28 protein-coding genes are annotated in these 26,619 nt (G+C 62.0%); 15 read left to right on the forward strand and 13 right to left on the reverse strand.

Annotated features, from left to right (window positions below; all coding sequences use genetic code 11):
- Window positions 1-18 precede the first annotated feature (18 nt).
- Together NKH02_RS20970 and NKH02_RS20975 are read left to right on the forward strand one after the other, a co-directional pair.
- A complete protein-coding gene (locus tag NKH02_RS20970) occupies window positions 19-651 on the forward strand; it encodes a hypothetical protein (protein WP_352863920.1) in 633 nt (210 codons plus the stop codon).
- A 238-nt stretch (window positions 652-889) separates the two neighbouring features.
- Entirely contained in the window at window positions 890-1,825 is a 936-nt protein-coding gene (locus NKH02_RS20975) for a ribose-phosphate pyrophosphokinase (protein WP_015316090.1), read from the forward strand.
- A 15-nt stretch (window positions 1,826-1,840) separates the two neighbouring features.
- Here the strand turns inward: NKH02_RS20975 and NKH02_RS20980 are convergent, their stop codons facing one another.
- The gene (locus NKH02_RS20980) at window positions 1,841-2,725 is read right to left on the reverse strand and encodes an AraC family transcriptional regulator (protein WP_352881137.1); all 885 of its coding nucleotides are present in this window, start codon (window positions 2,723-2,725) and stop codon (window positions 1,841-1,843) included.
- Window positions 2,726-2,926: 201 nt separating this feature from the next.
- On the opposite strand from NKH02_RS20980, the gene NKH02_RS20985 reads away from it, so the two are divergent.
- From NKH02_RS20985 to NKH02_RS20995, 3 genes are all read left to right on the forward strand, one after another.
- A complete protein-coding gene (locus NKH02_RS20985) occupies window positions 2,927-4,171 on the forward strand; it encodes an MFS transporter (protein WP_352863924.1) in 1,245 nt (414 codons plus the stop codon).
- A 100-nt stretch (window positions 4,172-4,271) separates the two neighbouring features.
- On the forward strand, window positions 4,272-4,568 hold the full coding sequence (locus NKH02_RS20990; protein WP_352863926.1) for an SDR family oxidoreductase: 297 nt from the start codon (window positions 4,272-4,274) through the stop codon (window positions 4,566-4,568).
- 112 nt (window positions 4,569-4,680) lie between these two features.
- A complete protein-coding gene (locus NKH02_RS20995; RefSeq protein ID WP_352863928.1) occupies window positions 4,681-5,595 on the forward strand; it encodes an alpha/beta fold hydrolase in 915 nt (304 codons plus the stop codon).
- Window positions 5,596-5,676: 81 nt separating this feature from the next.
- Here the strand turns inward: NKH02_RS20995 and NKH02_RS21000 are convergent, their stop codons facing one another.
- A complete protein-coding gene (locus NKH02_RS21000) occupies window positions 5,677-6,534 on the reverse strand; it encodes an alpha/beta fold hydrolase (protein ID WP_352863930.1) in 858 nt (285 codons plus the stop codon).
- 152 nt (window positions 6,535-6,686) lie between these two features.
- On the opposite strand from NKH02_RS21000, the gene NKH02_RS21005 reads away from it, so the two are divergent.
- Window positions 6,687-7,115, forward strand: coding sequence for a MarR family winged helix-turn-helix transcriptional regulator (locus NKH02_RS21005; RefSeq protein ID WP_352863932.1), 429 nt, complete (start codon window positions 6,687-6,689; stop codon window positions 7,113-7,115).
- Window positions 7,116-7,263: 148 nt separating this feature from the next.
- Here NKH02_RS21005 and NKH02_RS21010 read toward each other — a convergent pair whose 3' ends face one another.
- Both NKH02_RS21010 and NKH02_RS21015 read right to left on the reverse strand, forming a co-directional pair.
- Window positions 7,264-9,255 (reverse strand): putative bifunctional diguanylate cyclase/phosphodiesterase, encoded by a 1,992-nt coding sequence (locus NKH02_RS21010; protein ID WP_352863934.1) that lies wholly within the window; start codon window positions 9,253-9,255, stop codon window positions 7,264-7,266.
- 289 nt (window positions 9,256-9,544) lie between these two features.
- The gene (locus tag NKH02_RS21015) at window positions 9,545-10,585 is read right to left on the reverse strand and encodes a class I SAM-dependent methyltransferase (protein WP_502910943.1); all 1,041 of its coding nucleotides are present in this window, start codon (window positions 10,583-10,585) and stop codon (window positions 9,545-9,547) included.
- Window positions 10,586-10,896: 311 nt separating this feature from the next.
- On the opposite strand from NKH02_RS21015, the gene NKH02_RS21020 reads away from it, so the two are divergent.
- The 6 genes from NKH02_RS21020 to NKH02_RS21045 all read left to right on the forward strand — a co-directional run bounded on the left by NKH02_RS21020 (window position 10,897) and on the right by NKH02_RS21045 (window position 15,759).
- Window positions 10,897-11,538 (forward strand): 50S ribosomal protein L25/general stress protein Ctc, encoded by a 642-nt coding sequence (locus tag NKH02_RS21020; protein WP_352881139.1) that lies wholly within the window; start codon window positions 10,897-10,899, stop codon window positions 11,536-11,538.
- A gap of 24 nt (window positions 11,539-11,562) precedes the next feature.
- Window positions 11,563-12,288, forward strand: coding sequence for an aminoacyl-tRNA hydrolase (gene pth / locus NKH02_RS21025; protein ID WP_352863940.1), 726 nt, complete (start codon window positions 11,563-11,565; stop codon window positions 12,286-12,288).
- Window positions 12,289-12,379: 91 nt separating this feature from the next.
- The gene (gene ychF, locus NKH02_RS21030; RefSeq protein WP_352881140.1) at window positions 12,380-13,483 is read left to right on the forward strand and encodes a redox-regulated ATPase YchF; all 1,104 of its coding nucleotides are present in this window, start codon (window positions 12,380-12,382) and stop codon (window positions 13,481-13,483) included.
- Window positions 13,484-13,716: 233 nt separating this feature from the next.
- Window positions 13,717-14,685: a magnesium/cobalt transporter CorA gene (corA, locus tag NKH02_RS21035; protein ID WP_352863944.1), complete on the forward strand. Its 969-nt coding sequence runs from the start codon at window positions 13,717-13,719 to the stop codon at window positions 14,683-14,685.
- A gap of 127 nt (window positions 14,686-14,812) precedes the next feature.
- Window positions 14,813-15,289 carry a MaoC family dehydratase gene (locus NKH02_RS21040; RefSeq protein ID WP_352881142.1) on the forward strand — a complete coding sequence of 159 codons (477 nt, stop codon included), beginning with the start codon at window positions 14,813-14,815 and terminating at the stop codon, window positions 15,287-15,289.
- The gene (locus tag NKH02_RS21045) at window positions 15,286-15,759 is read left to right on the forward strand and encodes a MaoC family dehydratase (protein WP_352881144.1); all 474 of its coding nucleotides are present in this window, start codon (window positions 15,286-15,288) and stop codon (window positions 15,757-15,759) included. The genes NKH02_RS21040 and NKH02_RS21045 overlap by 4 nt, the downstream gene beginning before the upstream one ends.
- Before the next feature lie 113 nt (window positions 15,760-15,872).
- On the opposite strand, the gene NKH02_RS21050 is transcribed toward NKH02_RS21045, so the two are convergent.
- The 5 genes from NKH02_RS21050 to petA form a co-directional block, all read right to left on the reverse strand.
- The gene (locus NKH02_RS21050; RefSeq protein ID WP_352881146.1) at window positions 15,873-16,442 is read right to left on the reverse strand and encodes an adenine phosphoribosyltransferase; all 570 of its coding nucleotides are present in this window, start codon (window positions 16,440-16,442) and stop codon (window positions 15,873-15,875) included.
- A 9-nt stretch (window positions 16,443-16,451) separates the two neighbouring features.
- Window positions 16,452-17,597: an alpha-hydroxy acid oxidase gene (locus tag NKH02_RS21055; RefSeq protein ID WP_352881147.1), complete on the reverse strand. Its 1,146-nt coding sequence runs from the start codon at window positions 17,595-17,597 to the stop codon at window positions 16,452-16,454.
- A gap of 180 nt (window positions 17,598-17,777) precedes the next feature.
- Entirely contained in the window at window positions 17,778-18,650 is an 873-nt protein-coding gene (locus tag NKH02_RS21060) for a cytochrome c1 (RefSeq protein WP_352881149.1), read from the reverse strand.
- 89 nt (window positions 18,651-18,739) lie between these two features.
- Window positions 18,740-20,041, reverse strand: coding sequence for a cytochrome b (locus tag NKH02_RS21065; RefSeq protein ID WP_352873893.1), 1,302 nt, complete (start codon window positions 20,039-20,041; stop codon window positions 18,740-18,742).
- Between the two features lie 16 nt (window positions 20,042-20,057).
- Window positions 20,058-20,618 (reverse strand): ubiquinol-cytochrome c reductase iron-sulfur subunit, encoded by a 561-nt coding sequence (gene petA / locus NKH02_RS21070; RefSeq protein ID WP_027039401.1) that lies wholly within the window; start codon window positions 20,616-20,618, stop codon window positions 20,058-20,060.
- Window positions 20,619-20,877: 259 nt separating this feature from the next.
- Here petA and NKH02_RS21075 point away from each other — a divergent pair, with 259 nt between their 5' ends.
- From NKH02_RS21075 to NKH02_RS21085, 3 genes are read left to right on the forward strand one after another with little or no spacing between them, the layout of a single operon-like run.
- Window positions 20,878-21,168 carry a type II toxin-antitoxin system Phd/YefM family antitoxin gene (locus NKH02_RS21075; RefSeq protein ID WP_352881151.1) on the forward strand — a complete coding sequence of 97 codons (291 nt, stop codon included), beginning with the start codon at window positions 20,878-20,880 and terminating at the stop codon, window positions 21,166-21,168.
- A complete protein-coding gene (locus NKH02_RS21080; RefSeq protein ID WP_352873896.1) occupies window positions 21,168-21,587 on the forward strand; it encodes a type II toxin-antitoxin system VapC family toxin in 420 nt (139 codons plus the stop codon). The genes NKH02_RS21075 and NKH02_RS21080 overlap by 1 nt, the downstream gene beginning before the upstream one ends.
- A 5-nt stretch (window positions 21,588-21,592) precedes the next feature.
- The gene (locus tag NKH02_RS21085; protein WP_352881152.1) at window positions 21,593-21,937 is read left to right on the forward strand and encodes a cupin domain-containing protein; all 345 of its coding nucleotides are present in this window, start codon (window positions 21,593-21,595) and stop codon (window positions 21,935-21,937) included.
- 3 nt (window positions 21,938-21,940) lie between these two features.
- On the opposite strand, the gene NKH02_RS21090 is transcribed toward NKH02_RS21085, so the two are convergent.
- From NKH02_RS21090 to NKH02_RS21105, 4 genes are read right to left on the reverse strand one after another with little or no spacing between them, the layout of a single operon-like run.
- The gene (locus tag NKH02_RS21090) at window positions 21,941-22,252 is read right to left on the reverse strand and encodes a DUF6665 family protein (protein WP_352881154.1); all 312 of its coding nucleotides are present in this window, start codon (window positions 22,250-22,252) and stop codon (window positions 21,941-21,943) included.
- Window position 22,253: 1 nt separating this feature from the next.
- A complete protein-coding gene (locus tag NKH02_RS21095; RefSeq protein WP_352881156.1) occupies window positions 22,254-22,745 on the reverse strand; it encodes a GNAT family N-acetyltransferase in 492 nt (163 codons plus the stop codon).
- Between the two features lie 4 nt (window positions 22,746-22,749).
- Window positions 22,750-24,633, reverse strand: coding sequence for an ABC transporter ATP-binding protein (locus NKH02_RS21100; protein WP_352881158.1), 1,884 nt, complete (start codon window positions 24,631-24,633; stop codon window positions 22,750-22,752).
- Window positions 24,630-26,516 carry an ABC transporter ATP-binding protein gene (locus NKH02_RS21105; protein ID WP_352881160.1) on the reverse strand — a complete coding sequence of 629 codons (1,887 nt, stop codon included), beginning with the start codon at window positions 26,514-26,516 and terminating at the stop codon, window positions 24,630-24,632. The genes NKH02_RS21100 and NKH02_RS21105 overlap by 4 nt, the downstream gene beginning before the upstream one ends.
- Window positions 26,517-26,619 lie beyond the last annotated feature (103 nt).

The following is a 26,619-nucleotide window of genomic DNA, read 5'->3' on the forward strand; positions in this document are numbered from 1 at the left end:
CAAGGAGTTAGAAGGCAAATGAGACGATCGCATGTGACGACCGTGTCATTGCTTGTGGCATTGGCTCTTGGCGCCTGCACCAACGCAAAGGACGTGCTCGAACCGTCGGCCATCACCCCGCCCGCGACGTCGGCCCAGACGCTGCCCGCCACGCAAGGCAACACGGCAGCAGCGGTTCCGGCGCCGGCGTCGCCTGCCACCACCGTGGCGGGCGCTCCCACAACCGCCACCACACCGGTCACACCAGCGCAAAGCGCCGCCGTCCTGGCGAAGACCCGTCTGCAGATCGCCCCGATCGTCGGCGCCTCGGTCGAGGCCGCGACACCGCTGACGGCGGAGCTGCAGACGCGCGCCCGGCAGCGCGGCATTACGCTCGCCGGCAGCGCCGACCAGACCCCGACGCATGTGCTCAAAGGCTATTTCTCGACGATGTCTGAAGGCACCGACACCACCGTCATCTATGTCTGGGACGTCTATGACCCGGCCGGCAACCGCCTGCACCGCATCAATGGCCAGCAGAAGGCGCCTTCGGTCAATTCCGGCGGCAGCGGCGGCGACAGCTGGAAGGCGGTCTCGCCGGCCACCATGCAGACGATCGCCGACCAGACCATCGACCAGTTCGCGGCCTGGCTTGGCGGCAAGGCGGGCTAGAGGCATCGGACCCAAAAGTGGAGACGGTTTTGGGAAAATCCGATGCCCAACGAGAAGAAGGAACAGCGGAAGCCCGCTGCTCCCTGTTGCCCATCGGCGATGGCGCGAGGCTTTACTTGAGATTAGCCGGCGGATTCCCGATCTCGGCGCTTGCAATACCGGCGCGGGCCGCTAAAAGCCCGGTTAAAGGGCGCAGGCGAGTCCGTCAGGTCCCGCCATCCTCCACCAGGAACCGTGCATGAAACTCTTCGCGGGCAATTCCAACAGGGTGCTGGCCGAAGCGGTCGCCCGGTACCTCAACGTCCCGCTGGGCAAGGCCAGTGTCAGGCGCTTCGCCGATCAGGAAATCTTCGTTGAAATCCAGGAGAACGTGCGCGGCGAGGATGTCTTCATCCTGCAGTCGACCTCGTTCCCGACCAACGATCATCTGATGGAACTGCTCATCATGATCGATGCCTTCATGCGCTCGTCGGCCAAGCGGATCACCGCGGTCATCCCCTATTTCGGCTACGCCAGGCAGGATCGCCGCGCCTCCGGCCGCACGCCGATCTCGGCCAAGCTGGTCGCCAACATGATCACCCGCGCCGGCGTCGACCGCGTCTTGACGCTCGACCTGCATGCCGGCCAGATCCAGGGCTTCTTCGACATCCCGACCGACAATTTGTTTTCCGTGCCGGTCATGGCCCGCGACGTGAAGGCAAAATACAAGCAGCTCGGCAACGTCGTGGTGGTGTCGCCCGATATTGGCGGCGTGGTGCGGGCCCGCGCGCTTGCCAAGCGCTTCGATGCGCAGCTCGCCATCGTCGACAAACGCCGCGAGCGTCCCGGTGAATCGGAAGTCATGAACATCATCGGCGCGGTCGCCGGCAAGGATTGCCTGCTGATCGACGACATCGTCGATTCCGGCGGCACGCTGTGCAATGCCGCCGATGCGCTGCTGGCCAACGGCGCCACCAGCGTCACCGCCTATATCACCCACGGCGTGCTGTCGGGCGGTGCGGTTGCCCGCATCAGTGGCTCGAAGCTGCAGGAACTGGTGATCACCGATTCCATCCAGCCGACGCAAGGCGTGCTCGACGCGCCCAACATCCGCGTCATCTCGATCGCCGACCTGATGGGCGAAGCCATCTCGCGCACGGCGACCGAGGAATCGGTATCCAGTCTCTTCGACTAAGACCGATACCTGCCCCTACGGCGCGGGGCTTTCCAGCCGAACCGGACTGATCAGGCGACGCGCGCTTTCACCGCTTTCACGTGCGCCGCGCATATAGCCGCGCGGCGAGGCGCCCAGCATGCGCTTGAACATTGTGATGAAGGCCGGCACGCTGTCATAGCCGAGATCGAGCGCCACCCTGGTGATCGGCTCGCCATCGGCGAGCCTGGGCAGGGCCGCGAACAGGCAGGCCTGCTGGCGCCATGTCGACAGAGACAGCCCGGTCTGGCGCTGGAAGGCGCGGGTGAAGGAGCGGCGGCTCATGCCGGCGGCATCGGCCCACTCGTCGATCGTTGCGTGCGGCGAAGGTGCGGCGACGAAGCGCCGGCACAGAGCCGACAGCCTGGGATCGGACGGGAACGGCAGCCCGAGCGGCCGTTCCGGCAGGGTCGGAATCTCATGCAGCAGGAGATTCATGATCAGCCCGCCGCGACCTTCCAGTTCGCTGCCCTGCGGCAGCTTTTCCGATTCCACGATCAGGCTGTGCATCAGGTCGGTGACGCCGACGACGCGCAAGCCTTCGGGCAGGCCGGGGATCGCCTGCGGCATGACATAGACGGAACGCATGGAGACATCGCCCAGCATCTCGACGGAATGCTCCGTGCCGGCTGGAATCCACATCGCATGGTCGGGCGGCACCATCCAGCGCCCGTAGCGTGTCGTCACCAGCACGACGCCGACCAGCGCATGCAGCAACTGGCTGCGGCTGTGGCGGTGCTGCGGCACACGGTAACCGTCGGGATATTCGGTCGGCAGCGCCACCGCCGGCCCGGCGACTTGCTCCAGCCACTGCCAGCGGCGCTCGTGCAACTGCTCGAGATCGGCACTACCGGCGTGAAAGACTTCTTTGCCGTGCGGCATCCTGTATGGCCCACTTGCGAAACTATTGGACCAAACCACGAAAGAAGTCACCCCGCAAGCAGCTTATAAGGCAACCGTCCCAAGGCGCTCCGTAGGGGCGTCCTTCAAGGCGCTCCACGGGAGCGTCCGTTAAGGCGGCCTTCAGCAGTGCCGCGAGTTTGCGCTGCGGGCCTACCCGCCAAAAAGACCACGGAGCCTACCTTGACCGATACGACAGCCGCCAGCGTCGCCCCACCGGCGAGCGCCAGTCACGCTTCAGCCCAGGCGACGGCCTTCACCGTCATCCTGGCGGTGAGCTTCTGCCACTGCATCAACGACATCATGCAGTCGCTGCTATCGGCCATCTATCCCTTGCTGAAAGAGAATTACGGCCTCGATTTCTGGCAGATCGGCCTCCTGACCTTCACCTTCCAGGTGACCGCATCGCTGCTGCAGCCGATGATCGGCATGATCACCGACAAGCGGCCGATGCCCTATTCGCTGCCATATGGCATGGCGTCGTCGCTGATCGGCCTGGTCGTGCTCGCCTATGCCGGGCACTATTCGCTGCTTCTGATCGGCGCCTCGCTGATCGGCATCGGCTCTGCGATCTTCCATCCGGAATCCTCGCGCATCGCCCGCTTCGCCTCCGGCGGCCGCTTCGGCCTGGCGCAGTCGCTGTTCCAGGTCGGCGGCAATTTCGGCCAGTCCATGGGGCCGCTGCTGGCTGCCTTCATCGTCGTGCCCTTCGGCCAGACCAGCATTTCGTGGTTTGCCGTCGGCTCGCTGATCGGCATCATCGTTTTGTGGCGGGTCGGCGGCTGGTACAGCCGACTGCGCGCCGCACAGGGCAACCGCAAGACGGCAAGCTTCGTCTCGCCCTTCCCGCGCCGCAAGGTCATGTGGGCATTGGCGGTGCTGACCTTGCTGGTGCTGACCAAGAACGCCTACATCGCCAGCCTCGCCAGCTACTACACGTTCTATTCCATGCATAAGTTCGGGGTTTCGGTGCAGATGTCGCAGGTCATGCTGTTCCTGTTCCTCGGCGCCTCGGCGCTGGGCATCCTGCTCGGCGGCCCGTTCGGCGACCGCTATGGACAGAAGGCCATGATCTGGTTCTCCATCGTCGGCGTGCTGCCCTTCACGCTGGCCCTGCCCTACGCCAACTTGGAATGGACGATGGTGCTGACGGTGTTGATCGGGCTGATCCTGTCATCGGCCTTCTCCAACATCGTCGTTTTCGCCCAGGAACTGGTGCCGGGACGTGTCGGCATGATCGCCGGGATCTTCTTCGGCTTCGCCTTCGGCGTGGGCGGCATCGCGGCTGCCGTGCTCGGCGTGGTCGCCGATGTGAAGGGCATCGATTATGTCTTCCAGATCTGCTCGTATCTGCCGCTGCTTGGGCTGCTGACCGTGTTCCTGCCGAACATGAAAGAAGCCAGGAAGGCACAGGCGGCGACCAGCTAAAAATCAGCTTATCTTCCGGAATTGATACGAGGGCGCGGCATTTGCTGCGCCCTCTTTGATTCTTTCACCATACGCCGGGTGAAAAGCCGTTAGGAGATTAATGAAGGCTCCGCGCCAGGAAGGCAATCGCCATGTCCAGACTGAAAGGCAAGGCCGCATTGATTACCGGCGGCATCGGCACGGGCGCGGCATCCGCGCCAATGTGATCAGCCCCGGCCCGATCGACACGCCACTCAACGACAAGCTTGGGCTGGACCCCGAAGCGGCGAAGGCGCGCGCGAAAGCCGTCGTCGGCCTGGTACCTGCCGGCCGTTTCGGAACCGCCGAGGAAATTGCCAATGCGGTGGTGTTTCTTGCCTCCGACGAATCCCGTTCATGGTCGGTGCGGAAATGCTGATCGACGGCGGCTTAAGCATCGCCTGACAGCAGAAAGGCACCGCCTGACGGCGGCTTGTCAGCCGCGCGCTGTAGACTGTAGGTTTGGTTACTCAATGTCTCTGGAGAATGATATGCGCAAGATCGTGTTGGCCGTGTTGGGTGTGCTTCTTGTTACCTTGCCGGCTACGGCACGCATCGTTGCTTTTCCACCGGGTTTCAAGACGCGGTCCGTCGAAACCAATGGCACCAAACTCTATGTGCGCGTAGGCGGAAAGGGTCCCGCCGTCGTGCTGCTGCACGGCTTTGCCGATACCGGAGATATGTGGGGCGCGGCAGCGGCCGCACTTGCGAAGGATCATACCGTCGTCGTGCCGGATCTGCGCGGCATGGGTCTGTCCGCTCACCCGGAAGCGGGCTACACCAAGAAGAACCAGGCCGTCGACATCGCCGGGGTGATGGACGCGCTTAAGATCGACAAGGCTGACCTGGTCACGCACGACATTGGCAACATGGTCGGCTATGCGCTTGCCGCGCAATATCCCAAGCGCATCACCAACTGGGTCATCATCGATGCGCCGCTGCCCGGAATCGGCGACTGGGAAAAGATCAAGCAAAGCCCGCTGCTTTGGCACTTCAACTTCCGCGGCCCAGACATGGAGCGGCTGGTCGCGGGTCGCGAGCGCATCTATCTCGACCGCTTCTACAACGAGCTGTCGGCCAACCCCAAGAAGATCGACGAGGCAACGCGCGGTCACTACGCCAAACTTTATGCCCGCCCGCATGCGATGCATGACGCTTTCGAGCAGTTCAAGGCCTTTGACCAGGACGCGATCGACAACCAAGCGATGCTCGCCGCCGGCGGTAAACTGACCATGCCGGTGCTGGCAGTTGGCGGGGAAAAATCCGCCGGCACCACGCAGGCCGATATCCTGCGGCTTGTTGCCACCGACGTCACGGGCGGCATCGTGCCCGACTCCGGTCACTGGATCATGGAGGAAAACCCCGACGCCACCGTCAAGCTGATCACTGGTTTTCTCGCCAAATAGGCACTGTCCCGCGGACATTTCGATGAAAGCACAAAGCACCCGCCTGACGGCGGGTGCCTTTGTCTATCTAACTGGACGATTCTAGGCCTTGAAGAACGCCAGCAGGTCGGCATTGATGACATCGGCATGGGTCGTGGCCATGCCGTGCGGGAAGCCCTTGTAGACCTTGAGCTCGCCCTTCTTGAGCAGCTTGATCGTCAACAGCGCCGAGTCGGCTATTGGGACGATCTGGTCGTCGTCACCATGCATCACCAGCACAGGCACGTCGATCGCCTTCAAATCCTCGGTGAAGTCGGTTTCCGAGAAGGCCTTGATGCAGTCGTAGTGCGCCTTGGTGCCGCCCATCATGCCCTGGCGCCACCAATTGTCGATGACCCCTTGAGAGACCTGCGCACCGGGTCGGTTGAAACCGTAGAACGGACCGGCCGGAATGTCGCGAAAGAACTGGGCGCGGCTGGCTGCCTGGGCGGAGCGGAAGCCGTCGAAAACCTCGATCGGCAGGCCGCCGGGATTGGCCGCGGTCTTGAGCATGATTGGCGGCACCGCGCCGATCAGCACCGCCTTGGCGACACGGCCACCCGAGCCATATTGAGCGACATAGCGCGCCACCTCACCGCCACCGGTCGAATGACCGACATGGATGGCGCCCTTGAGATCCAGATAAGTGGCCAGTTCCGCGACATCGGCGGCGTAGGTATTCATCTCGTTGCCGATATCCGTCTGGGTCGAGCGGCCGTGACCGCGGCGATCATGGGCAATGACACGGTAGCCTTGTGACAGGAAGAACAGCATCTGGGCGTCCCAGTCGTCGCTGCTCAATGGCCATCCATGATGGAAGACGATCGGCTGCCCGGTCCCCCAGTCCTTGTAGTAGATTTGCGTCCCGTCCTTGGTGGTGATCGTGCCGCTGCCGGAGCTGGGCTTGGTGTGCGAGGTCATCTCAATCTCCGTTCTGTTGTTCTCGCGATAAACAATATCGCGACAACGAAATAGATAGCGCAACCCAAAACTCCTGTCTATAGAGATGTATATCGCGATATCATTTTTCGTGGTATCGAATTAATGGTCGTGTCGGCAAGAAGGAATTCGCCGTGCCTCTCCCGTTGGACAATCAGCTCTGTTTCACGCTCTACGCCACCAGCATGGCGATCAACCGCACCTACAAGCCGATGCTGGATGAGATGGGGATCACATACCCGCAGTACCTCGTGCTCAACGCGCTGGCAGAGGCGGACGGCATGTCGGTCGGCACGGTCGCCCACCGGCTCGCCCTGGAATCGAGCACCGTCACGCCGCTGGTAAAGCGAATGGAGCAGGCCGGACTCGTGACCCGCCAGCGCAGCCAGGTCGACGAGCGCCAGGTGCAGGTCGATCTGACCGCGGCCGGGCGCGCGCTGCTGGTCCAGTGCAACTGCCTCAACGAAACCTTGATCGAGCGCTCAGGGATGACGGTGGGCGAGCTCGACGCGCTGAACCGGCAGATCCAGGCACTGCGCAACGCGTTGAGCGGTGGCCGGTAGCCCGGCCCGCCTCGTTAACGGCCGGCGGCGATCAACAGGCGCTGGAAACGAGCGCGGTTCAAACTTCAGCTTTTGACCCATGGTGGGTCACGCAGCGGTCCGAGCCAAACGTCGGGAACAAGCCACAGTGCCACCGCCCGCACCGTCATCATGCGGACTTAAGCACGGCAAATGGGCGTTTGCGCATGGCCCGCTTTGCCTGGAAACTGACGGCGGGGGCGGGACGGCCGACATGAAAGCCCTGGACCTTGTCTATGCCGAATTCGCGCATGAGAGCCATCTGTTCGTCGGTTTCCACCCCTTCGACCAGGATTTTGTGGCCGCGATTTCGAACCAGCGTAATAATGTCCTGGAGCATTGCCTTGCCGTTGGGGGCGCTGCAGTCGTGCAGGAACGAGCGGTCGATCTTCACCGTATCGAAATCGATCAGGCGAAGCCACGAAAGGCCCGCGAAGCCCGTCCCGAAGTCGTCAAGCCAAATCTTGATCCCGAGCAGCTTCAGGTCGCTGATGCAGCGAAGAATGTCCGAATGCATCTCCATCTCCAGCCCTTCGGTGATTTCGAAGGCCAGCCGGCTGCCAGCGACGCCGGTCTCGCCCAGAATGGTCGCGACAGACGTTGCGAAACCGGGTGTCTTGAGCTGGATCGGAGAGACGTTGACACTGACGACACGGACGTGGTCGTCCGCAAGGAGCTCGGCGCACACCGTTCTTATTGCCCAGCGCCCTAGTTCCAGGATCGCGCCGGTTCGTTCCGCGACGGGAATGAACAGGCTCGGCGGAACCGATGTACCGTCCAGCATTTTGAGGCGCATCAGAGCCTCTACGGCTTCGACCCGGTCCGTTTTGACATCCTGGATAGGTTGATAAACGAGTGAAACGAGGTTCTGGCCGATTGCGATCTTCAGCAAAGCCGCAATGTTCTCGCTCTCGTCGCTGCTCTGGGGATCGGTTGGGTCGAACAGCCGGGCACAGTTTCGGCCGCCGGCTTTTGCCAGATAGAGTGCGCGATCAGCCTCGTGGATGATCTTCTCCAGCTTAGCCCCGGTCTGCGTCCTGGTGAATGCAGCGCCAACGCTCACCGTCACGATCGAGACGCCGTCGCGCCGCAGCTCGTGGGTGAGCGCCAGGTTCTCCACCGTGCTGCAAATGGCTTCCGCGATCTCCAGGATCTGCTCTTTGTTCTCCACGCGAGCCAGGATAATGAACTCTTCACCGCCGTAGCGGCCGATGGAGCCATTGTACCGCCTGATCATTTCGCTAAGGGCATTGGCGACATGGATCAGGCAGCGATCGCCTTCCTGATGGCCGTAGCAGTCATTGAACTTCTTGAAGAAGTCCACGTCGATGAGGATCGCCCCAAAACTGGTGCCAACCTTTTGCCAATCATTCCAGTAGTCCCGCAGCTTCTCGTCGATCGCCCGCCGGTTCTCCAGACCCGTAAGCGGATCGGTCCGCGACAATCTCAGCAGGGCCTTACCGCGTTCGGTCGCCTCGTTGTGTTGGATCTTGGCTTCCAGGGCGTTCAGGAAGACGTTGTAGCGCTCCTCATTCAGTTTCCAGTTCACATACGAGGTGAATGTGAAACAAGAAATGTAAAACGTGCCCATTGCGATCTGATAGGAACCGGTCGCTGGAAACAAATACAGAGCGACGAAGAAGGCCATCAGGACTATGCCCGACGACACAATTGAAAGAAGAAACTGGAACCGGAAGAACAGGTTGGCACCCATCATGAAGATCGCGCCAAAAATCATGAAATAGGAGAAATTCTGGGCATATCCGGTCATGATTGCCGGAACCAGCCAACCTACATAGCCCGAGACCAGGGCCCCCGCGCAGGCAAACTCAACTGACTCCGTCCTGAAATTCATGCGAGACTGTATTTCGACGACGGCAAGCGCCGTCACGCTGACCGCGAAGCGGGCGGCGATCGTGTAAGCGGCAACGTCCGGAATCAGCAGTATGTCGATGATGGAGAACTGCAGATAGACCGCGACCGCGAGCCAAAGCCCCTGCCGGGCAGCCTTTCTGCGGGCATGCTCACCTTCCTGTCGGTAGAGCTGGCGCACTTCCGACCAGGTCTCTTCCCTTTGCTGAGGGACATCGTCCTCAACCACATCGGCCAACGTGTGGGTCATGTACCGATCCTAGTTTCGCCCGGCCAAACAGGAATTCACCGCCCTGCCTTCAATCGATGGCCCGATTTCCGCATCGCAGCCGCGCCAAGGCTCCCAAGATCAGCACCATAATGCATCGCGCTTACGGAATGTTTCGCACGATACATACAACTTTCCTAAATTAAGATTGATGACCGCTGCCCGATTGTCCTCCTGAAGTCACGGTCTAATGACGGACTGTGAGCTTCGACAAGCAACATCTTCGTCGACCCACCGCTAAACAAGCACCGAAGCCTGAATCCCAAGGGGATCACACTTTCCGGACTTTGCCGTAAACGATGTTTCGGTTTGATCCATGGAAGACTTCAGCTTCGACATGATTCATGTCGACCGCGCCTTTGATGATGTCCCACATATCGTCAGCCGAACGCAGGATCAGCGGCCAATCCATGAAGGTTTCCATGTAACCGTCCGTCGTGATCTCGTCGCTGAAATTGGCAAAAAGGAATTCGCCACCGGGCTTGACCATTTCCATGGCGCGTTGAAACAGGCGGATGCCAATGGCCGCCGGCAGGTAATCATAGAGACCCGACGCATAGACGAGATCAAACGTGCCAAGTTTGTAGGCGCGGCGAAGAATGCCACGCACGGAGCCATCCACCGCCTCGACCGCGGTACCGGCCAGATCGCGGTTGACGATGGCTACGCTGATCGGGTCCTGGTCCAATCCGATCCAGCGCTTTAATTTTCCCCCGGCGAGCGCCTCGGAGAGTTCCGCTTCGCGAAGATGGCCGCAGGCAATCGCAAGCACTTCGGCATTCTCGACCCGAAGGGCCGTTTCGTCCACCGTTCTGGCGAGAATGTCGCGACGCTCGCGTCCAGCCGCGGAACTCGCTGCCTCGCTGGTGTAGGCGTAAATCTCCCGGCCAAGCGGGGTCGAAGAAGCCACCTCCTGGTCTGCGCTGGGGTGCTTGTAGTAAATGTCCAGCAGGCTCGCGTCGCCCGAATACCCTCGCGGCTTTTCGAACGACCAGCGCGTGAACGGATCCTGCATCAGATACTCTGCAACGCGATGCTGCTGGGCCAACGGAATGAGTTGCTGCCAGATAGCGGGAGCGGAATGCCTGCGAAGCTCGTGGAGCCGGCCCGCTAAACGGTCGACTACCAATCCAGCCGGCCCCTCCCTCCTGAACGCCTGGTAAGCAAGATCAAGCACAAGTGCGAGTTCCGCGGATCGCTCTTTCAGTTCGCCCGCATCGACAATATCGGGCGACGTCCCGCGATGCCTCTTGACCAGTTTCGACGTTATCAGGCTATGCTCGTCGAGCTTCGCGTCCATGTTTCGCGCCATACAGCATCCCCTTGGTCACCGGCACCGACTAATAGACACTTAAATGATACTAAATATTTTAATTAAGGTTTAACCAATGGGCTAGATTCGGCATTCGCCCGGAAATGACATGAGGCCGGAATTTCAGGCGCACTTCTGCCGATTGCCTTTGGCTTGCGCCTCCGGCCGCCTTCCGCTATAGAGCCGCCACCCGCGTAGACACCCTTGGAGGCAACGCGGCGGAAGGCCGCCTCACCCGGCGGCTTTCGACGTTTACGGTCCAGGCACTCTGCCAACCGTGAGCGCTCCAGAACAAACCGAAAGGAAATGCCATGAGCCACGACACTTACGAGCTCAAGGCCGAAGCACGCGAACAGGTCGGTAAGGGGTCCGCCCGTGCAGTTCGCCGCAACGGTAAAGTGCCTGCAGTAATCTATGGTGACAAGCAGCCTCCCCTGGCTATCGCGCTCACCTACAAGGACATCTACTACAAGATCCATGGCGGCGGGTTCCTGACCACGATCGCCACGATCGATGTCGACGGCAAGAAGATCCAGGTCCTGCCGAAGGACTTTCAGCTCGACCCGGTCAAGGATTTCCCTGTCCATGTCGACTTCCTGCGCATCGGCAAGGACACCCAGGTCAATGTCGACGTGCCTGTCCACTTCATCAACGAGGACAAGTCGCCCGGCATCAAGCGCGGCGGCGTGCTCAACATCGTGCGTCACGAAGTCGAGTTCCACTGCCCGGCCAATGCGATCCCGGAATTCATCACCGTCGATCTCACCGGCGCCAACATTGGCGACTCGATCCACATCTCGGCGGTCAAGCTGCCAGCTGGTGTGAAGCCCGTGATCTCCGACCGCGACTTCACCGTCGCGACCATTGCCGGTTCGTCGGCGATGAAGCCGGAGGCGGAAGAGACGACTGAAGTGGCTGCACCTGAAGCGGCTCCCGCCGCCGAAGAGAAGTAACTCTTTTCACGCCCGGAGCAGGCGATGCTGCTGTTTGCAGGTCTCGGCAATCCGGGCGCGAAATATGCCAACAACCGCCACAATGTCGGTTTCATGGCGGCGGACGCAATCGCCCGCCGCCATTCCTTTTCGCCCTGGTCGAAGAAGTTCCAGGGCCTGATTTCTGAAGGCACGCTCGGCGGCGAAAAGATCGTCCTGATCAAGCCGCAGACCTTCATGAACCTGTCCGGCCAGTCGGTCGGCGAAGCGCTGCGCTTCTACAAGCTCGAGCTTTCCGCACTCACTGTCTTCTATGACGAGATCGACCTTGCCGAAGGCAAGCTGCGCATCAAGACCGGCGGCGGCGCCGGCGGCCATAACGGCATCCGCTCGATCGACGGCCATGTCGGCAACGCCTATCGCCGCGTGCGCATCGGCGTCGGCCATCCCGGCATCAAGGAAATGGTCCAGCACCATGTGCTCGGCGATTTCGACAAGGCCGACCGCGAATGGCTCGAACCGCTGCTCGCGGCAATCGCCGACAATGCCGCGATGATCGCCAAGGGCGACGAATCCGGCTTCATGAACAAGGCCAGCCTCGCCGTCCAGGGCAAGGGCGGCGCGGAACCGGAAAAGCCGGCGCCCAAGCAGCAGGCCACCAAGCAGCAGAGTCACATCCGCCAGGCACGCCCGCAACAGGCCCCCGCCAAACTGCCTGAGACCGGCCCGATGGCCGCCATGCTGAAGAAGCTGTTCGGCGGCAAGGACTGAGCGGGATCGGCGCCACGGGGCTTGACGTTGATCACCCCGATCGCCCATAGCCCTGATCAAATTTCTATTTTCCCGATAGGACCGGACAAAAATGGGTTTCAAATGCGGCATCGTTGGCTTGCCCAACGTCGGCAAATCGACGCTTTTCAACGCGTTGACCAGGACGGCGGCGGCGCAGGCCGCCAACTATCCGTTCTGCACCATCGAACCGAACACCGGCGAGGTCGCGGTGCCCGACCCGCGCCTGCAGAAGATCGCCGCCATCGGCAAGTCGAAGGAGATCATCCCGACCCGCATCTCCTTCGTCGACATTGCCGGCCTGGTGCGCGGCGCCTCGAAGGGCGAAGGGCTGGGCAACCAGTTCCTCGCCAACATCCGCGAGGTCGACGCCATCGTGCATGTGCTGCGCTGCTTCGAGGATGACGACATAACCCATGTCGAGGGCCGCATCGACCCCGTCGCCGACGCCGAGACGGTCGAGACCGAGCTGATGCTCGCCGACCTCGACAGCCTCGAGCGCCGCATCGTGCAATTCCGCAAGCGCGCCGGCAGCAAGGACAAGGAAGCGACGACCGTGCTGCCGATGATGGAGGCAGCGCTTGAGCTTCTGCAGGCAGGCAAGCCGACCCGCATCCTGCTCAAAGGCATTTCGGCGGAAGACCTGCGTATTCTGCAGGGCCTGAACCTTCTGACCTCGCACCCCGTGCTCTATGTCTGCAACGTCGCGGAGGCCGACGCCGCCACCGGCAACGAACACACCAGGGCCGTCGAGAAGATGGCCGCCGCGCAGGGCGCCGGCACCGTCGTCATCTCGGCCGCGATCGAGGCCGAAGTCGCCCAACTCTCGGACGAGGAGGAGATGGAGTTCCTGTCTTCGCTCGGCCTCGACGAGCCCGGCCTGAACAAGGTCATCCGCGCCGGTTACGAGCTGTTGCAGCTTATCACCTATTTTACCGTCGGGCCGAAGGAGACGCGGGCCTGGACCATCCACAAGGGCGACAAGGCACCGCAGGCGGCCGGTGTGATCCACACCGACTTCGAACGCGGCTTCATCCGCGCCCAGACCATCGCCTACAATGATTTCATCACGCTTGGCGGCGAAATGGCGGCCAAGGAAGCCGGCAAGGCGCGCGACGAAGGCAAGGAATATGTCGTCCAGGACGGCGACATCCTGCTGTTCAAGTTCAACACCTGACGCCTCGATCGGCCGGGTGTCCAAAACATCCCGGCGGGCTATCCACGAAGGTTTTATCGACGAGGTTTTCCGAGCTCCCGGTGCTCATACGCCGGACAGCCGCTTGTCTTGATTTTGTCACGTCACAGGTTTAAGCGGCAGGCACGCGGCCGGCGCTGGCGCCGAGAACCGTGCAATCCGAAACAGCGCGTCAATCCGAACGCACCCTTTGGCCCCAGCAAGGGAGACCGGCGATGATCAAGGCCTTCGTCGTGGACAATGATCGGCTGCGCGCCGTCGATGACCTCTTGCAAGACAATGTCGTCTGGGCCGACTTGCTCAACCCGACCAAGGAAGAGGAAGCGGCGATCGAGACCTGGCTCGGCGTTGCCATTCCGACGCGCGAGGAGATGGAGGAGATCGAGATTTCGAGCCGCCTCTATGTCGAGGACGGCGCCTATTTCATGACCGCCACGCTGCCCGCCCAGACGGAAATCGACGATCCGCTGATGTCGCCTGTCACCTTCGTGCTCGCCGGCACCAGGCTGATCACCGTGCGCTACCACGAGCCGAAGGCCTTCAAGACCTTTCCGCAGCGCGCCGAGAAGGTGGCGACCGGCTGCACCAGCGGCGACACCATCCTCGTCGGCTTGCTGGAGGCGATCGTCGACCGCCTCGCCGATATTCTGGAACGCGCCGGCCGCGACATCGAGGCGATCTCGCGCGACATCTTCGAGGCGCGGTCGACCAAGGTTTCCAAGCGCAATCGTGACTTCCAGGAACTCCTGAAAGCCATCGGCCGCAAGGAGGACATCGCCTCCTCGATCCGCGACAGCCTGATCTCGCTGCAGCGCCTGGCCGGGTTTTTCGCGCATGCCTCGACCCGCACCAAGATGAGCAAGGACACCAAGGCGCGCATCAAGACGCTGTCGCGCGACGTGCTGTCGCTCGCCGACCATGCCACCTTCCTGTCGCAGAAGATTTCCTTCCTGCTCGACGCCACGCTTGGCATGATCTCGATCGAGCAGAACGCCATCATCAAGATCTTCTCGGTCGCCGCCGTCATCTTCCTGCCGCCCACGCTGGTCGCCTCGATCTACGGCATGAACTTCGACGTCATCCCCGAGCTGAAATGGGAACTGGGCTACCCCTTCGCCATTGCCATGATGGTGCTGTCGGCGATCCTGCCGTTCTGGTATTTCCGCCGCCGCGGCTGGCTCTGACCCGCTTGTCAAAGGCCGTGCAGCCAGGGTCTGGCGTTATAGAAATCTCTTGACCAAATGGACCGCGGCCTGCATCCGGAAACCTGGATCCATAGGGATCGCGGGTTCGTGAGCCGGATTTCAGACCATGACTGCAAAACCAAAAACCTGGGCCTATGAGGATTTCGTCGAGGGCGCGTCGCTCGATCTTGGCTCGAAGCTGGTGAGCGCCGCCGAGATTGTCGAATTCGCCACAGAATTCGACCCGCAGCCGATGCACCTCGACGAGGAAGCCGGCAAGGCCAGCATTCTGCGCGGGCTGGCCGCCTCGGGCTGGCACACCTGCGCCATGTTCATGCGAATGCTGTGCGATGCGTTCCTGCTGGACTCCACCTGCCAGGGCGCACCCGGTGTCGACCACGTCAAATGGAAGAAGCCAGTCCTGGCCGGCGACCAGCTCACCGGCACCCTGCTGGTTGTTGCCAAGCGCCTGTCGAAATCGAAGCCGCAACTCGGCTTCGTGACCATGCGCGGCGAGATGTTTAACCAGCGTGGCGAAAGCGTCTTCGAGCTTGAGAATTCCGTCATGTTCCTCACGCGCGATGCCGCGGGGGGCCAAGCATGACACTGGACGAATTCTTCCGCATCGGCACCACCGTGACGCTCGGCTCGCACACATTCGAGCCCCAGGCGATCAAGGCTTTCGCCCGCAAATACGACCCGCAAATCTTCCATATCGACGAGGACGCAGCGAAGAAGAGCGTGCTCGGCGGGCTCTGCGCGTCCGGTTGGCACACGGCGGCGATCTGGATGAAGCTCAATCTCGAAAACCGCATGGATGCCGAGATCGCCGCGTGGAGCGGTCCCGGTCCGGTGCCGGAATTCGGCCCCTCGCCCGGTTTCAAGAACCTGAAATGGCTGAAGCCGGTCCATGCCGGGCAAACCATCACCTTCACGCGCACGGCGCTGTCGCACCGCCCGATCGCCTCACGCCCCGGCTGGCGGCTGCTGGCGCTGCGATGCGAGGCTTTTGAGTCGACCGGCGACATGGTGCTGGAGTTCGAGAGCGCGGTGCTGGTGAAGACGGGTGAGTAGCACAAGGTGCCCGAAGGGCGGATGAGGGGCCGCGCCAGCGTGGTTCGCGTTGCCTCCCGGCCCTCCGCTATCGCTCCGGGCGTTCGATACCTTTGAAAGGTCCACCGGACCTTTCAATTCGCCTTCGGCAAACCGGTCTCAGACCCTTCGAACCCGATCAGCGTCCGCACCGGCACGCCGAGCGCTTCGAGCTTGGCGCGGCCGCCGAGGTCCGGCAGGTCGATGACGAAGCAGGCGGCGAGGATATCCGCGCCGATCTGGCGCAGCAGCTTGACCGCCGCCTCAGCGGTGCCGCCGGTGGCGATCAGATCGTCGACCAGGATCACCTTCTCGCCGGGCGAAACGCCGTCCTTGTGCATCTCCATCTCGTCCAGCCCGTATTCCAGGCTGTAGGCGACGCGCACCGTCTCGAAGGGCAGCTTGCCCTTCTTGCGGATCGGTACGAAACCCGCCGAGAGCTGATGTGCGACGGCGCCGCCGAGAATGAAGCCGCGCGCCTCGATGCCGGCGATCTTGTCGACCTTCTGGCCGGCATAAGGATGCACCAGCTCGTCGATTGCGCGGCGGAAGGCGCGCGCATTGCTGAGCAGCGTGGTGATGTCGCGAAACAGGATGCCGGGCTTGGGATAGTCCGGAATGGTGCGGATCGCGGCAAGCAGCGTGTCTTCGAGGGAGGATTTCATGGTTCGAGATTACCTGAAACGGAGGTTGTTGCGCGACAATTGTTCGATCGAACCGCGGCCCATCAGCTTCATGCCGCGTTCGATCTCGACCCGCATCTGCTCAAGCGCCCGTTCGACGCCGGGCTGGCCGGCAGCTGCCAGCGGGAAAAGATAATAGCGGCCGACGCCGACGGCCTTGGCGCCGAGCGACAGCGCCTTGAGAACATGCGTGCCGCGCCGCACGCCGCCATCCATGATGACGTCGATCCTGTCACCGACAGCATCGACGATCTCGGCAAGCTGGTCGAACGCCGCTCGCGAGCCATCCAGCTGCCGGCCGCCATGGTTCGACAGCACAATACCGCTGCAGCCGATGTCGACGGCACGCCTGGCATCCTCCACCGACATGACGCCCTTGAGGCAGAACGGACCCGACCACAGCTTGACCATCTCGGCGACGTCGTCCCATGTCATCGACGGGTCGAGCATCTCGGTGAAGTAGCGGCTGATCGACATCGTGCCGCCTCCCATGTCGACATGCTCGTCGAGCTGCGGCAGCTTGAATCCTTCATGGGTGAAATAGTTGATCGCCCAGGCCGGCTTGAGCGCGAACTGCAGCATCCCTGCCAAATTGAGTTTGAAGGGAATGGCAAAGCCGGTGCGCTTGTCGCGCTCGCGGTTTCCCCCGGTGATGCTGTCGACGGTCAGCATCATCACCTCTACGCCAACCGCCTTTGCCCGTTGCATCATCGCCCGATTGAGGCCGCGATCCCTGTGGAAATAGAACTGATAGACCTGCGGGCCGCTGCTGATCCGGCGCGCCTCTTCGAGGCTGACGGTGCCAAGCGAGGAGACGCCGAACATCGTGCCATATTTGGCGGCGGCCTTGGCGACCGCGCGCTCGCCCTGATGGTGGAACAGCCGCTGCAAGGCGGTCGGCGAGCAATAGAACGGCATCGCCAGCTTCTGGCCCATGACCGTCACCGACATATCGATCTCGCTCACCCCGCGCAGGACGTTGGGAACCAGGTCGCAGGTGTCGAAGCTTTCGGTGTTGCGGCGATAGGTGACCTCATCATCTGCCGCGCCGTCGATGTAGTTGAAGATCGGCCCCGGCAGCCGCTGCTGCGCCATGCGGCGGAAATCTGAAAAGTTGTGACAGTCGCTGAGCCGCATCATCGAAATCCAAACATCGTGCCGTCGACAATTCTTTCGTCAAGGATGCTGTGTGGCATACCACGGGGCGCCGTGCCAACGGACCTGTTCGACAGACCGCACCTGACCACCAGGTCGCCGGCTCCGTTCAGCAAAAAGGGCGCCCCTCGGCGCCCTTTTTGCGATCGTTTGGCTTTGTGGCTAGTGTGCCACGCCTTCCCACACCTTGCGCTTGGTGAGATAGACCAGCGCACCGAACAGCAACAGGAACACCAGCACGCGGAAGCCGGTCTTCTTGCGATCTTCCATGTGCGGCTCGGCGGCCCACATCAGGAAGGCCGAAACGTCGCGGGAATACTGGTCGATGGTCTGCGGCGCGCCGTCATCATAGGTCACTTGGCCGTCGGAGAGCGGCTTGGGCATCTTCAGCGACACGCTGGACATGAAGTACGGGTTGTAGTGAGTGCCTTCCGGGATGACCATGCCGGCCGGAGGCGTCTGATCGTAGCCGGTCAGCAGCGAGTGGATATAGTCGGGGCCGCCCGCGTCGTACTGGGTGAAGATGTCGAAGACGAATTGCGGAAAGCCGCGTTCGACGCCGCGCGCCTTGGCCAGCAGCGACATGTCGGGCGGAGCAGCGCCGCCATTGGAGGCAGCGGCGGCCTCGTCATTGGCGAAGGGCGCCGGGAAATGATCGGACGGCTTGCCGGGACGGTCGAACATGTCGCCGGCATCGTTGGGGCCGTCATGGATGGTGTACTCGGCCGACAGCGTCTTGATCTGGGCATCGGAATAGCCGAGGTCCGACAGCGTGCGGAAGGCCACCAGGTTCATCGAATGGCAGGCCGAGCAGACTTCCTTGTAGACCTTGAGGCCGCGCTGCAACTGCGCCTTGTCATAGGTGCCGAACGGGCCGGTGAAGCTCCAGCTCATTTCCTTCGGTTCGTTGATCGGGAAATGCGTTGGATTGGCCGCGTTGTGTGCCTCTTCGGCGGCGACCGCCCAAGTGCTTGCTGCCCCGGTGCTGGCGGCCACAAGGCCGATAAGCGCCAGCGAGGTGAGAATCTTTTTCATGCCAAATCCCCTTAGATTCTCTACCGGTCTGTCTTCCTGTTTGAGCATGATCTTGTCCGAAAACCGGTTCCCACTTTTCGGGATCATGCTCAGCCCTTGGTCTCTGGTGCGGCCGTGGCGCCCGCCGGATGTCCGACACCGCCCTTGTTCTTCTCGAGCACCGCTTCGGTGATCGAGTTCGGCAGCCTTCGCGGCGTCTCGATCAGACCGAGCACCGGCAGCGCGACCAGGAAGAAGGCGAAATAGACCAGCGTCGCCATCTGCGCCATGAACACATAGCTGCCTTCCGCCGGCTGCGAGCCCAGCCAGCCGAGCAGGACGGCATCGGCCACGAAGACCCAGAAGAACAGCTTGTACCAGGGCCGATAGACCGCCGAGCGTACCTTCGAGGTGTCGAGCCACGGCACCAGGAACAGCATGACGATGGCGCCGAAGAGGCACAGAACGCCGCCGAGCTTGGAGTTGATCGGCCCGATATTGAAGGTGATGGCGCGCAGGATGGCGTAGAACGGCAGGAAATACCATTCCGGCACGATGTGGGCCGGGGTCTTCAGCGGGTTGGCGACCGTGTAGTTGTCGGGATGGCCGAGATAGTTCGGCAGGTAGAAGACGAAATAGGCGAAGAAGAACAGGAATACGAGCATGCCGAACGCGTCCTTGATGGTCGCGTAAGGGGTGAACGCAACGGTGTCGGTCTTCGACTTGACCTCGATACCGGTCGGGTTCGACTGGCCGACGACATGCAGCGCCCAGACGTGCAGCACGACGACGCCGGCAATCATGAACGGCAGCAGGTAATGCAGCGCAAAGAAGCGGTTCAGCGTCGGGTTGTCGACGGCAAAACCGCCGAGCAGCAGCTGCTGGATCCAGTCGCCGACCAGCGGAATGGCCGTGAAGAAGCCGGTGATGACCGTGGCGCCCCAGAAGCTCATCTGGCCCCAGGGCAGCACGTAGCCCATGAAGCCGGTCGCCATCATCAGGAGGTAGATGATGCAGCCGAGGATCCACAGCAGCTCGCGCGGCGCCTTGTAGGAGCCGTAATAAAGGCCACGGAAGATGTGGATATAAACGGCGATGAAGAAGAACGACGCGCCGTTCGAATGCAGGTAGCGCAGCAGCCAGCCCGAATTCACGTCGCGCATGATCTTTTCGACCGAGCCGAAGGCAAGATTGCTGTCGGCCGTGTAGTGCATGGCCAGCACGATGCCGGTCAGCATCTGTGCTACCAGCATGATCGCCAGGATACCGCCGAAGGTCCACGCATAATTCAGGTTGCGCGGCACCGGATAGGCGATGAAGCTGTCATAGACCATCCGCGGCAGCGGCATGCGGGCGTCGAACCAGCGTCCGAGACCGGTTTTGGGCGTATAGGTCGAGTGTCCCTCGCTCATCGAAATATCCCCTGCCTCAACCGATAAGGATCTTGGTATCGGAAATGAACTTGAATACCGGAACCGCCATATTCTCCGGCGCCGGGCCTTTGCGGATGCGTCCGGCCGTGTCGTAGACCGAGCCGTGGCATGGGCAGAACCAGCCGCCGAAATCGCCTTCCTGGCCGAGCGGAATGCAGCCGAGATGCGTGCAGACCTGAACCATCACCATCCAGGCTTCCTTGCCGGGCGTGGTGCGGTTGGCGTCGGTCGCCGGCGCGTCGGCTGGCAGATTGGCGTTGCGGGCGATCGGATCCTTGAGATCGGCCAGCTTGACCGCCTCGCCGTCCTTCATTTCCTGTTCCGTGCGGTTGCGCACCACGACAGGCTTGCCGCGCCACTTGACGATCAGCGACATGCCCGGCGTCAGCGAGGCGACGTCGACCTCGACCGAGGCGAGCGCCAGCGTCGAGGCATCGGGACGCATCTGGTCGATGAACGGCCACGCGAAGGCACCCGCGCCGACCACTGCGGCCATGCCGGTGGCGACGTAGAGAAAATCACGACGGTTGGGATCCTGGGTGTCGGTTGCGCTCACGGGTGCCTGATCCTTTCGCCTCTTCCGTGCCGGTGGCTGAGCCTTGTTCCCGCTCAATTACGCCAACCCGACAGCGCATGGCGAACAGGCTTGCGAATTCCTCCGGCATTTGGACCTCGGTTTATGCGTGAAGCCCGTTTTTGTCCAGACGGATCAAGGCACAAGGGCAGATTGTCGCGGGCGTTCCGCGCAGCGATGGATTTGACGTGCTTGGCTAAATGTAGCAATATGTCTACATCTTCTCGACGGAGGTGCTGAAATGAACATCTCGACGAAGACGGTCACCATCATGTCGAGCCGTGAATTCAACCAGGACACGGCGCACGCCAAACGGGCAGCCAAGAATGGGCCGGTCATCATCACCGACCGTGGCAAGCCCTCCCATGTGCTGATGTCGATGGAGGAATATGAGAAACTGAAGGCCTTGGGCAGGCCAGAGAAACATAGAAGCCTCGCGGACGTTCTGGCCGATGATAGACTGGAAGCGGATTTTGATTTCGACATACCCGAACTCAAGAGCTTGTCCCTGCGCCCGCCCGAGTTCGACTGATGTATCTACTAGATACCAATGTCCTCTCCGAACTCAGGCGGAGAGACCGATGCGACCCGAACGTTCGGGCCTGGGCAGAAGGCCGAAATCCAGGTGAGTTTCATGTTTCGGCCGTCAGTATTCTTGAAGCCCAGATCGGCGCCCTCAGAGCGGAGCGAAAGGACAAGAGGAAAGGAGCGATTCTGCGCGCCTGGGTAGACGGATTGGTTGCCGAAATCGCAGAGCGCATACTGCCCGTGGATCTTGCTGTTGCGCTTCGCTGCGCGCCGCTCCACGTCCCGGATCCCAAGCCAGACCGCGACGCGTATATCGCCGCGACCGCGCTGGTCAACAACATGACGGTTGTGACCCGCAACACGAAGGATTTCGAAGATACCGGCGTGAAACTGTTCAATCCGTGGATACCGGCGAAGGGTTAGACGGCATGGCACATATCATAGACCGCGAAACTTGGGCTGTTCGCGCCGACCGCTGGAAGGGCGAGCTGCAATGCGGCGCCTACGGCTCCAACTCCTGCCTGATCTTCAACTACCTGCCCGATGTCGGCGGCGGTCCTCGGCTGCACACGCATCCCTACGCAGAGATCTTCATCATCCGTCAGGGCACCGGACTGTTCACGGTCGGCGACAAGGAGATCGAAGCTTCCTCCGGCCAGATCCTGATCGTGCCACCCAACACGCCGCACAAATTCACCAATCTCGGTCCGGGCCCGCTGGAAACGACCGACATTCATGAGAACGGCAGCTTCATCACCGAATGGCTTGAGTGATTCCTATTTGGCGCCGAGCCTCGCAAGCACGGCCTTCGGGATGTTGTATTCGCGGATGACGGCGTCATGCCTACGCAAGCCGCACAGTTCGCGCTGTATGAAATAGCCGTGCACTGCCTCGGCCGCCTCCTTCAGCAGCCGGGCGCGCAGTTGCTCGTCGGCATTGTCGCGCAGCCTGGCCAGCGTTTCCTCGACCCGTTGGCCGGCACGGCCGAGCGCGGCCGCCTTGTCGGCGAGAATTTCATGGCCGAGCGCGTCGAAGGCGGCTTCGGCAGCGGTAGCGCCGGCTAGATGAGATGGCGGACGCAGGGACATTTCAGCCTCCTTTCCCGAAGACCATGCGGTGTGTGACGAATTCTTCGCCTTCCACGCGCTGAAAGCCAAGCCGTTCGTAGAAACCGAAGGCTTCTCGCGGCGCGCGGGTGTTCAGCACGGCGAAGTGGTGACGCGCCCTGTCGATAACGGTCTCGACCAACATCCGGCCAAGACCGGTGCGGCGGTGGCGCGCACTGACGAACAGGTGCCGGACCCGGCCATGGCCCCTGCCCTCGAAATATGGATCGATGTTCAGCCCGCACACGCCGACGAGTTCCCTTCCATGCCAGGTACCGTACAGCGCCTCGCCGCGGCTCAGGAACTTGTTGCGGCCGCTTGCCCAATCATCCGCCAGGCGCACCAGCATCCAGTAGCCTTCCGACCGGCTTTCCTGCCTCAGCGCGTCGAAGGCCGGCGTGGTTGGCCGGAGCCGCTTGAGCACATAGTGGACCCCGGGGCCGATCTCTGGGCTGACCTCTGGCGATTTAGCCATGGAGCTACTCCGCCGGACGTGTCTCTTCGAGCACGCTGTCCTCGTGATAAAGAAACCCGCCGGATTGCCGCTTCCACAGCCGCGCATAAAGCCCGTCTAGCACGACCAATTGGTCATGCGTGCCTTGTTCGACGATGCGGCCACCGTCGAGCACCACCAACCGGTCGAGCGTGGCGATCGTCGACAGCCGGTGGGCGATGGCGATGACCGTCTTGTTCTCCATCAGCCGCGCCAGATTCTCCTGGATCGCCGCCTCGATGTCGGAATCGAGCGCCGAGGTCGCCTCATCGAGAATCAGGATCGGCGCGTCCTTGAGGAAGACGCGGGCGATCGCCACGCGCTGGCGCTGGCCGCCCGACAGTTTGACACCGCGCTCGCCGACGAAGGCCTCGTAGCCGGCGCGGTCCCTGTTGTCGCGCAGACCAAGGATGAACTCGTGCGCCTCGGCCTTCTTCGCCGCCGCGATCACCTCGGCGTTGGTCGCGTCAGGCATGCCGAGCTTGATGTTGTCGCGCAGCGAGCGGTGGAACAGGGCCGTGTCCTGGCTGACGACGCCGATATTGGCGCGCAGCGAATTCTGCGTCACCTCAGAAACGTTCTGACCGTCGATAGTGATCGACCCGCCTTCCAGATCGTAAAGCCGCAGGATCAGATTGGCGAGCGTCGTCTTGCCGGCGCCCGACGGCCCGACCAGTCCGACTTTCTCGCCCGGCCGCACGACAAGGTCGATGCCGTTGAGCACACCGAACCCCTTGCCGTAATGGAATTCGACGTTCTTCACCGCGATGCGCCCGCCGGCCACCACGAGCTCTTTGGCGTCGGGTGCATCGACCAGGCCGAGCGGCTGCGAGATCAGCGCCTTGGAATTTTCCAGCACGCCGAGGTTCCGCAATATGCTGTTGAGCTGCATCATCAGCCGGCCGAGCAGCATGTTGAGCCGCAGCACCAGCGACAGCGTGAAGGCGACCGCCCCAACGGTGATCGAGCCCTCGACCCAGAGATAGACGGCAAAGCAGCCGATCGCGGTGATCATGATGCCCGACAGCGTCGTCAGCGCCATGCGCACGCCGGTCAGCCGGCGCGTGAAGGGGCGCAGCGCGTCGAGATAGATGTCGAAGCCATTCTTGATGTAGTGGTCGTCGCCGTCGGCCGAGAACAGTTTCAGCGTCTGCACGTTGGAATAGGAATCGACGATGCGGCCGGTGATCATCGAGCCGGCCTCGGCGGTTTGCTCGGCATGCTTGCGGATCGCCGGCAGATAGAACTTGGCCAGCCAGCCGAAGGCGGAAATCCAGATCACCACCAGCACCGCCAGCCTGAGATCGAGGCCAGCGACCAGCGCCAGCGTCGTCACCGTGTAGACGATCATGAACCAGACGACCTCGATGAAGCTTTCCATCAGGTCGCCGGTCGCTTGGCCCGCCTGCCAGACCTTGGTGGCGATGCGGCCGGCAAAATCGTTCTGGAAGAAGGCGTAGGACTGGCGCGACACGTGCCGATGCGCCTGCCAGCGCACCAGATTGTAGAAGCCGGGCGTGATCGTCTGTTCGTCGACCAGCGCCGACAGGCCGACGACGATTGTGCGGATGACCAGCACCACCGCGATCATGAACACCAATTCAGGGCCGGCGGCGTTCCACAGAGAATGCCAGCTGCGCTCGGCGGGAAGCTGGTCGAGAATGTCGACCAGCCGCCCGACGAAGTAGAACAGGCCGGCCTCGACTAGGGGCGCGATGCCGCCGATCACCAGCATCGCGAAGAAGGCGAACTTTGCTTGGCCGACATAGTGCCAGAGAAAGCCGCCGACGCTGGTCGGTGGCCGAAGGCTGGCTGGCTCCCTGAACGGGTAGACCCAGTTCTCGAACCAGCGATAGACGGCAGTCATCATTCGGCAGCTTGGCCCTTTGCAAGTGCGTCATTGGCGACATCGGTCGGGATGTCCTCAAGCAGGAACCCGCCCGATTGGCGCTGCCAGAGCTGCGCGTAGAGCCCGCCTTGGGCGACGAGTTCCTCGTGCGAACCTTCCTCGATGACACGGCCCTTGTCCATCACCACCAGCCTGTCCATCGCCGCGATGGTCGACAGCCGGTGCGCGATGGCGATGACGGTCTTGCCTTGCATGAGCTTGTAGAGATTCTCCTGGATCGCCGCCTCGGCTTCGGAATCAAGCGCCGAGGTCGCTTCGTCAAGGATAAGTATAGGTGCGTCCTTCAACATAACGCGAGCGATGGCGATGCGTTGCCGCTGGCCGCCGGACAATTTGACACCGCGATCGCCGACATGGGCATCGAAGCCCTTGCGGTCGCTGGCGTCCGAAAGCCCTGATATGAAATCCAGCGCCTCGGCGCGCCGCGCTGCCTCGACAAGCATCTCTTCCGAGGCATCGGGCCGGCCATAGAGGATGTTCTCGCGCACCGAACGATGCAGCAGCGATGTGTCCTGCGTCACCATGCCGATCTGGGCGCGCAGCGAATCCTGCGTCACATCGGCGATTTCCTGGCCGTCGATCAGGATCTTTCCGCTCTCCAGGTCGTAGAAACGCAGCAGGAGATTGACCAGCGTCGACTTGCCGGCGCCCGAACGGCCGACGATACCGACCTTTTCGCCCGGCTTCACCGCCAGCGACAGGTTCTCGATCACCCCTTTCCGCTTGCCGTAGTGGAAGCGGATATCCTCGAAGCGTATCTCGCCCCTGGAAACGGTGATGTCCTTCGCCCCCGGCCGGTCCTCGACCAGGCGCGGCAACGAGATCGAGGCGATGCCGTCCTGCACCGTGCCGATATTCTCGAACAGGCCCGACATTTCCCACATGATCCATTGCGACATGCCCCATAGCCTGAGCACCAGCCCGATGACCACGGCGACCGCGCCGATCGTCACCGACTGGCCGAGCCACAGCCACAGCGCCATGGCCGTGACAGAGAACAGCAGCAGCGAATTCATGATGTAGAGCAGGCCGAAAAGCACCGTCACCAGCCGCATCGACCGGTAGACGGTCTGCAGGAAGCCGGCCATGCCTTCCCGCGCGAACGACGCTTCGCGGCGTGCATGGCTGAACAGCTTGACCGTCTGGATGTTGGAGTAGCTGTCGACGACGCGGCCGGTCATGGTCGAGCGCGCATTGGCCTGCTCCTCGCCGACCTTGCCCAGCTTCGGGATGAAATAGCGCAGCAACAGGATGTAGCCGACCAGCCAGACGCCGAGCGGCGCGGCCAGCCGCCAGTCGGCCGAACCGACGATGACCAGCATGCCAAGGAAATAGACGATGACGTAGTTCAGGACATCGATCAGCTTGATGACGCATTCGCGCACGGCGAGCGCCGTCTGCATCAGCTTGGTGGCGATGCGGCCGGCGAACTCGTCCTGGTAGAAGCTCATCGACTGCTTGAGCAGGTAGCGGTGCACCTGCCAGCGGATGCGCATGGGATAGTTGCCCATCAGCGTCTGCTGGTTGAGCAGGGAATGCAGCCATACCGTGCCCGGCAGCGCGAACAGCACGATGAAGGCCATGCCGGCAAGCTTCCAGGCTTCCGTCTGCAGGAAGGTTTCGCGATTCTGACCCGACAGCCAGTCGACGATGCGGCCGAGGAAGCCGAACATCCACACTTCCGCGATCGCGATCGCCGTCACCAGCACCGCGTCGAGAAGGATATAGGGCCACGCGCCACGCGTATAATGCACGCAGAAGGCTACCAGCGTCCTGGGCGGCTCGACCGGTTCCGCCGCGGGGAACGGATCGAGCCGTCTTTCAAACCAGCTAAACAACAACATGGCTCATGCTCACAAATCTGTCTTCCGCCTATGCGGCGCGCGAACGTACGAAGTCGCCGGAACGCATGGCGCCGAGGGCCGACGGTCCGGAATCATCCGGACC

The organism is Mesorhizobium sp. M1396 (genome assembly GCF_040317725.1).
Taxonomy (GTDB): Bacteria; Pseudomonadota; Alphaproteobacteria; order Rhizobiales; family Rhizobiaceae; genus Mesorhizobium.

What these genes read in the sequence shown, in the direction of transcription:
- NKH02_RS20980 (WP_352881137.1), bottom strand. Translation starts at nt 2,725, where the DNA reads ATGCCGCACGGCAAAGAAGTCTTTCACGCCGGTAGTGCCGATCTCGAG.
- NKH02_RS21060 (WP_352881149.1), bottom strand. Translation starts at nt 18,650, where the DNA reads ATGAAAAAGATTCTCACCTCGCTGGCGCTTATCGGCCTTGTGGCCGCC.
- NKH02_RS21080 (WP_352873896.1), top strand. Translation starts at nt 21,168, where the DNA reads ATGTATCTACTAGATACCAATGTCCTCTCCGAACTCAGGCGGAGAGAC.
- NKH02_RS21045 (WP_352881144.1), top strand. Translation starts at nt 15,286, where the DNA reads ATGACACTGGACGAATTCTTCCGCATCGGCACCACCGTGACGCTCGGC.
- NKH02_RS21100 (WP_352881158.1), bottom strand. Translation starts at nt 24,633, where the DNA reads ATGATGACTGCCGTCTATCGCTGGTTCGAGAACTGGGTCTACCCGTTC.
- NKH02_RS20990 (WP_352863926.1), top strand. Translation starts at nt 4,272, where the DNA reads ATGAAGGCTCCGCGCCAGGAAGGCAATCGCCATGTCCAGACTGAAAGG.
- NKH02_RS21015 (WP_502910943.1), bottom strand. Translation starts at nt 10,585, where the DNA reads ATGGCGCGAAACATGGACGCGAAGCTCGACGAGCATAGCCTGATAACG.
- NKH02_RS20975 (WP_015316090.1), top strand. Translation starts at nt 890, where the DNA reads ATGAAACTCTTCGCGGGCAATTCCAACAGGGTGCTGGCCGAAGCGGTC.
- NKH02_RS20970 (WP_352863920.1), top strand. Translation starts at nt 19, where the DNA reads ATGAGACGATCGCATGTGACGACCGTGTCATTGCTTGTGGCATTGGCT.
- ychF (WP_352881140.1), top strand. Translation starts at nt 12,380, where the DNA reads ATGGGTTTCAAATGCGGCATCGTTGGCTTGCCCAACGTCGGCAAATCG.
- NKH02_RS21055 (WP_352881147.1), bottom strand. Translation starts at nt 17,597, where the DNA reads ATGCGGCTCAGCGACTGTCACAACTTTTCAGATTTCCGCCGCATGGCG.
- NKH02_RS21020 (WP_352881139.1), top strand. Translation starts at nt 10,897, where the DNA reads ATGAGCCACGACACTTACGAGCTCAAGGCCGAAGCACGCGAACAGGTC.
- corA (WP_352863944.1), top strand. Translation starts at nt 13,717, where the DNA reads ATGATCAAGGCCTTCGTCGTGGACAATGATCGGCTGCGCGCCGTCGAT.
- NKH02_RS20995 (WP_352863928.1), top strand. Translation starts at nt 4,681, where the DNA reads ATGCGCAAGATCGTGTTGGCCGTGTTGGGTGTGCTTCTTGTTACCTTG.
- NKH02_RS21065 (WP_352873893.1), bottom strand. Translation starts at nt 20,041, where the DNA reads ATGAGCGAGGGACACTCGACCTATACGCCCAAAACCGGTCTCGGACGC.
- NKH02_RS21000 (WP_352863930.1), bottom strand. Translation starts at nt 6,534, where the DNA reads ATGACCTCGCACACCAAGCCCAGCTCCGGCAGCGGCACGATCACCACC.
- NKH02_RS21010 (WP_352863934.1), bottom strand. Translation starts at nt 9,255, where the DNA reads ATGACCCACACGTTGGCCGATGTGGTTGAGGACGATGTCCCTCAGCAA.
- NKH02_RS21090 (WP_352881154.1), bottom strand. Translation starts at nt 22,252, where the DNA reads ATGTCCCTGCGTCCGCCATCTCATCTAGCCGGCGCTACCGCTGCCGAA.
- NKH02_RS21075 (WP_352881151.1), top strand. Translation starts at nt 20,878, where the DNA reads ATGAACATCTCGACGAAGACGGTCACCATCATGTCGAGCCGTGAATTC.
- NKH02_RS21050 (WP_352881146.1), bottom strand. Translation starts at nt 16,442, where the DNA reads ATGAAATCCTCCCTCGAAGACACGCTGCTTGCCGCGATCCGCACCATT.
- NKH02_RS21105 (WP_352881160.1), bottom strand. Translation starts at nt 26,516, where the DNA reads ATGTTGTTGTTTAGCTGGTTTGAAAGACGGCTCGATCCGTTCCCCGCG.
- NKH02_RS21085 (WP_352881152.1), top strand. Translation starts at nt 21,593, where the DNA reads ATGGCACATATCATAGACCGCGAAACTTGGGCTGTTCGCGCCGACCGC.
- NKH02_RS21040 (WP_352881142.1), top strand. Translation starts at nt 14,813, where the DNA reads ATGACTGCAAAACCAAAAACCTGGGCCTATGAGGATTTCGTCGAGGGC.
- NKH02_RS21095 (WP_352881156.1), bottom strand. Translation starts at nt 22,745, where the DNA reads ATGGCTAAATCGCCAGAGGTCAGCCCAGAGATCGGCCCCGGGGTCCAC.
- pth (WP_352863940.1), top strand. Translation starts at nt 11,563, where the DNA reads ATGCTGCTGTTTGCAGGTCTCGGCAATCCGGGCGCGAAATATGCCAAC.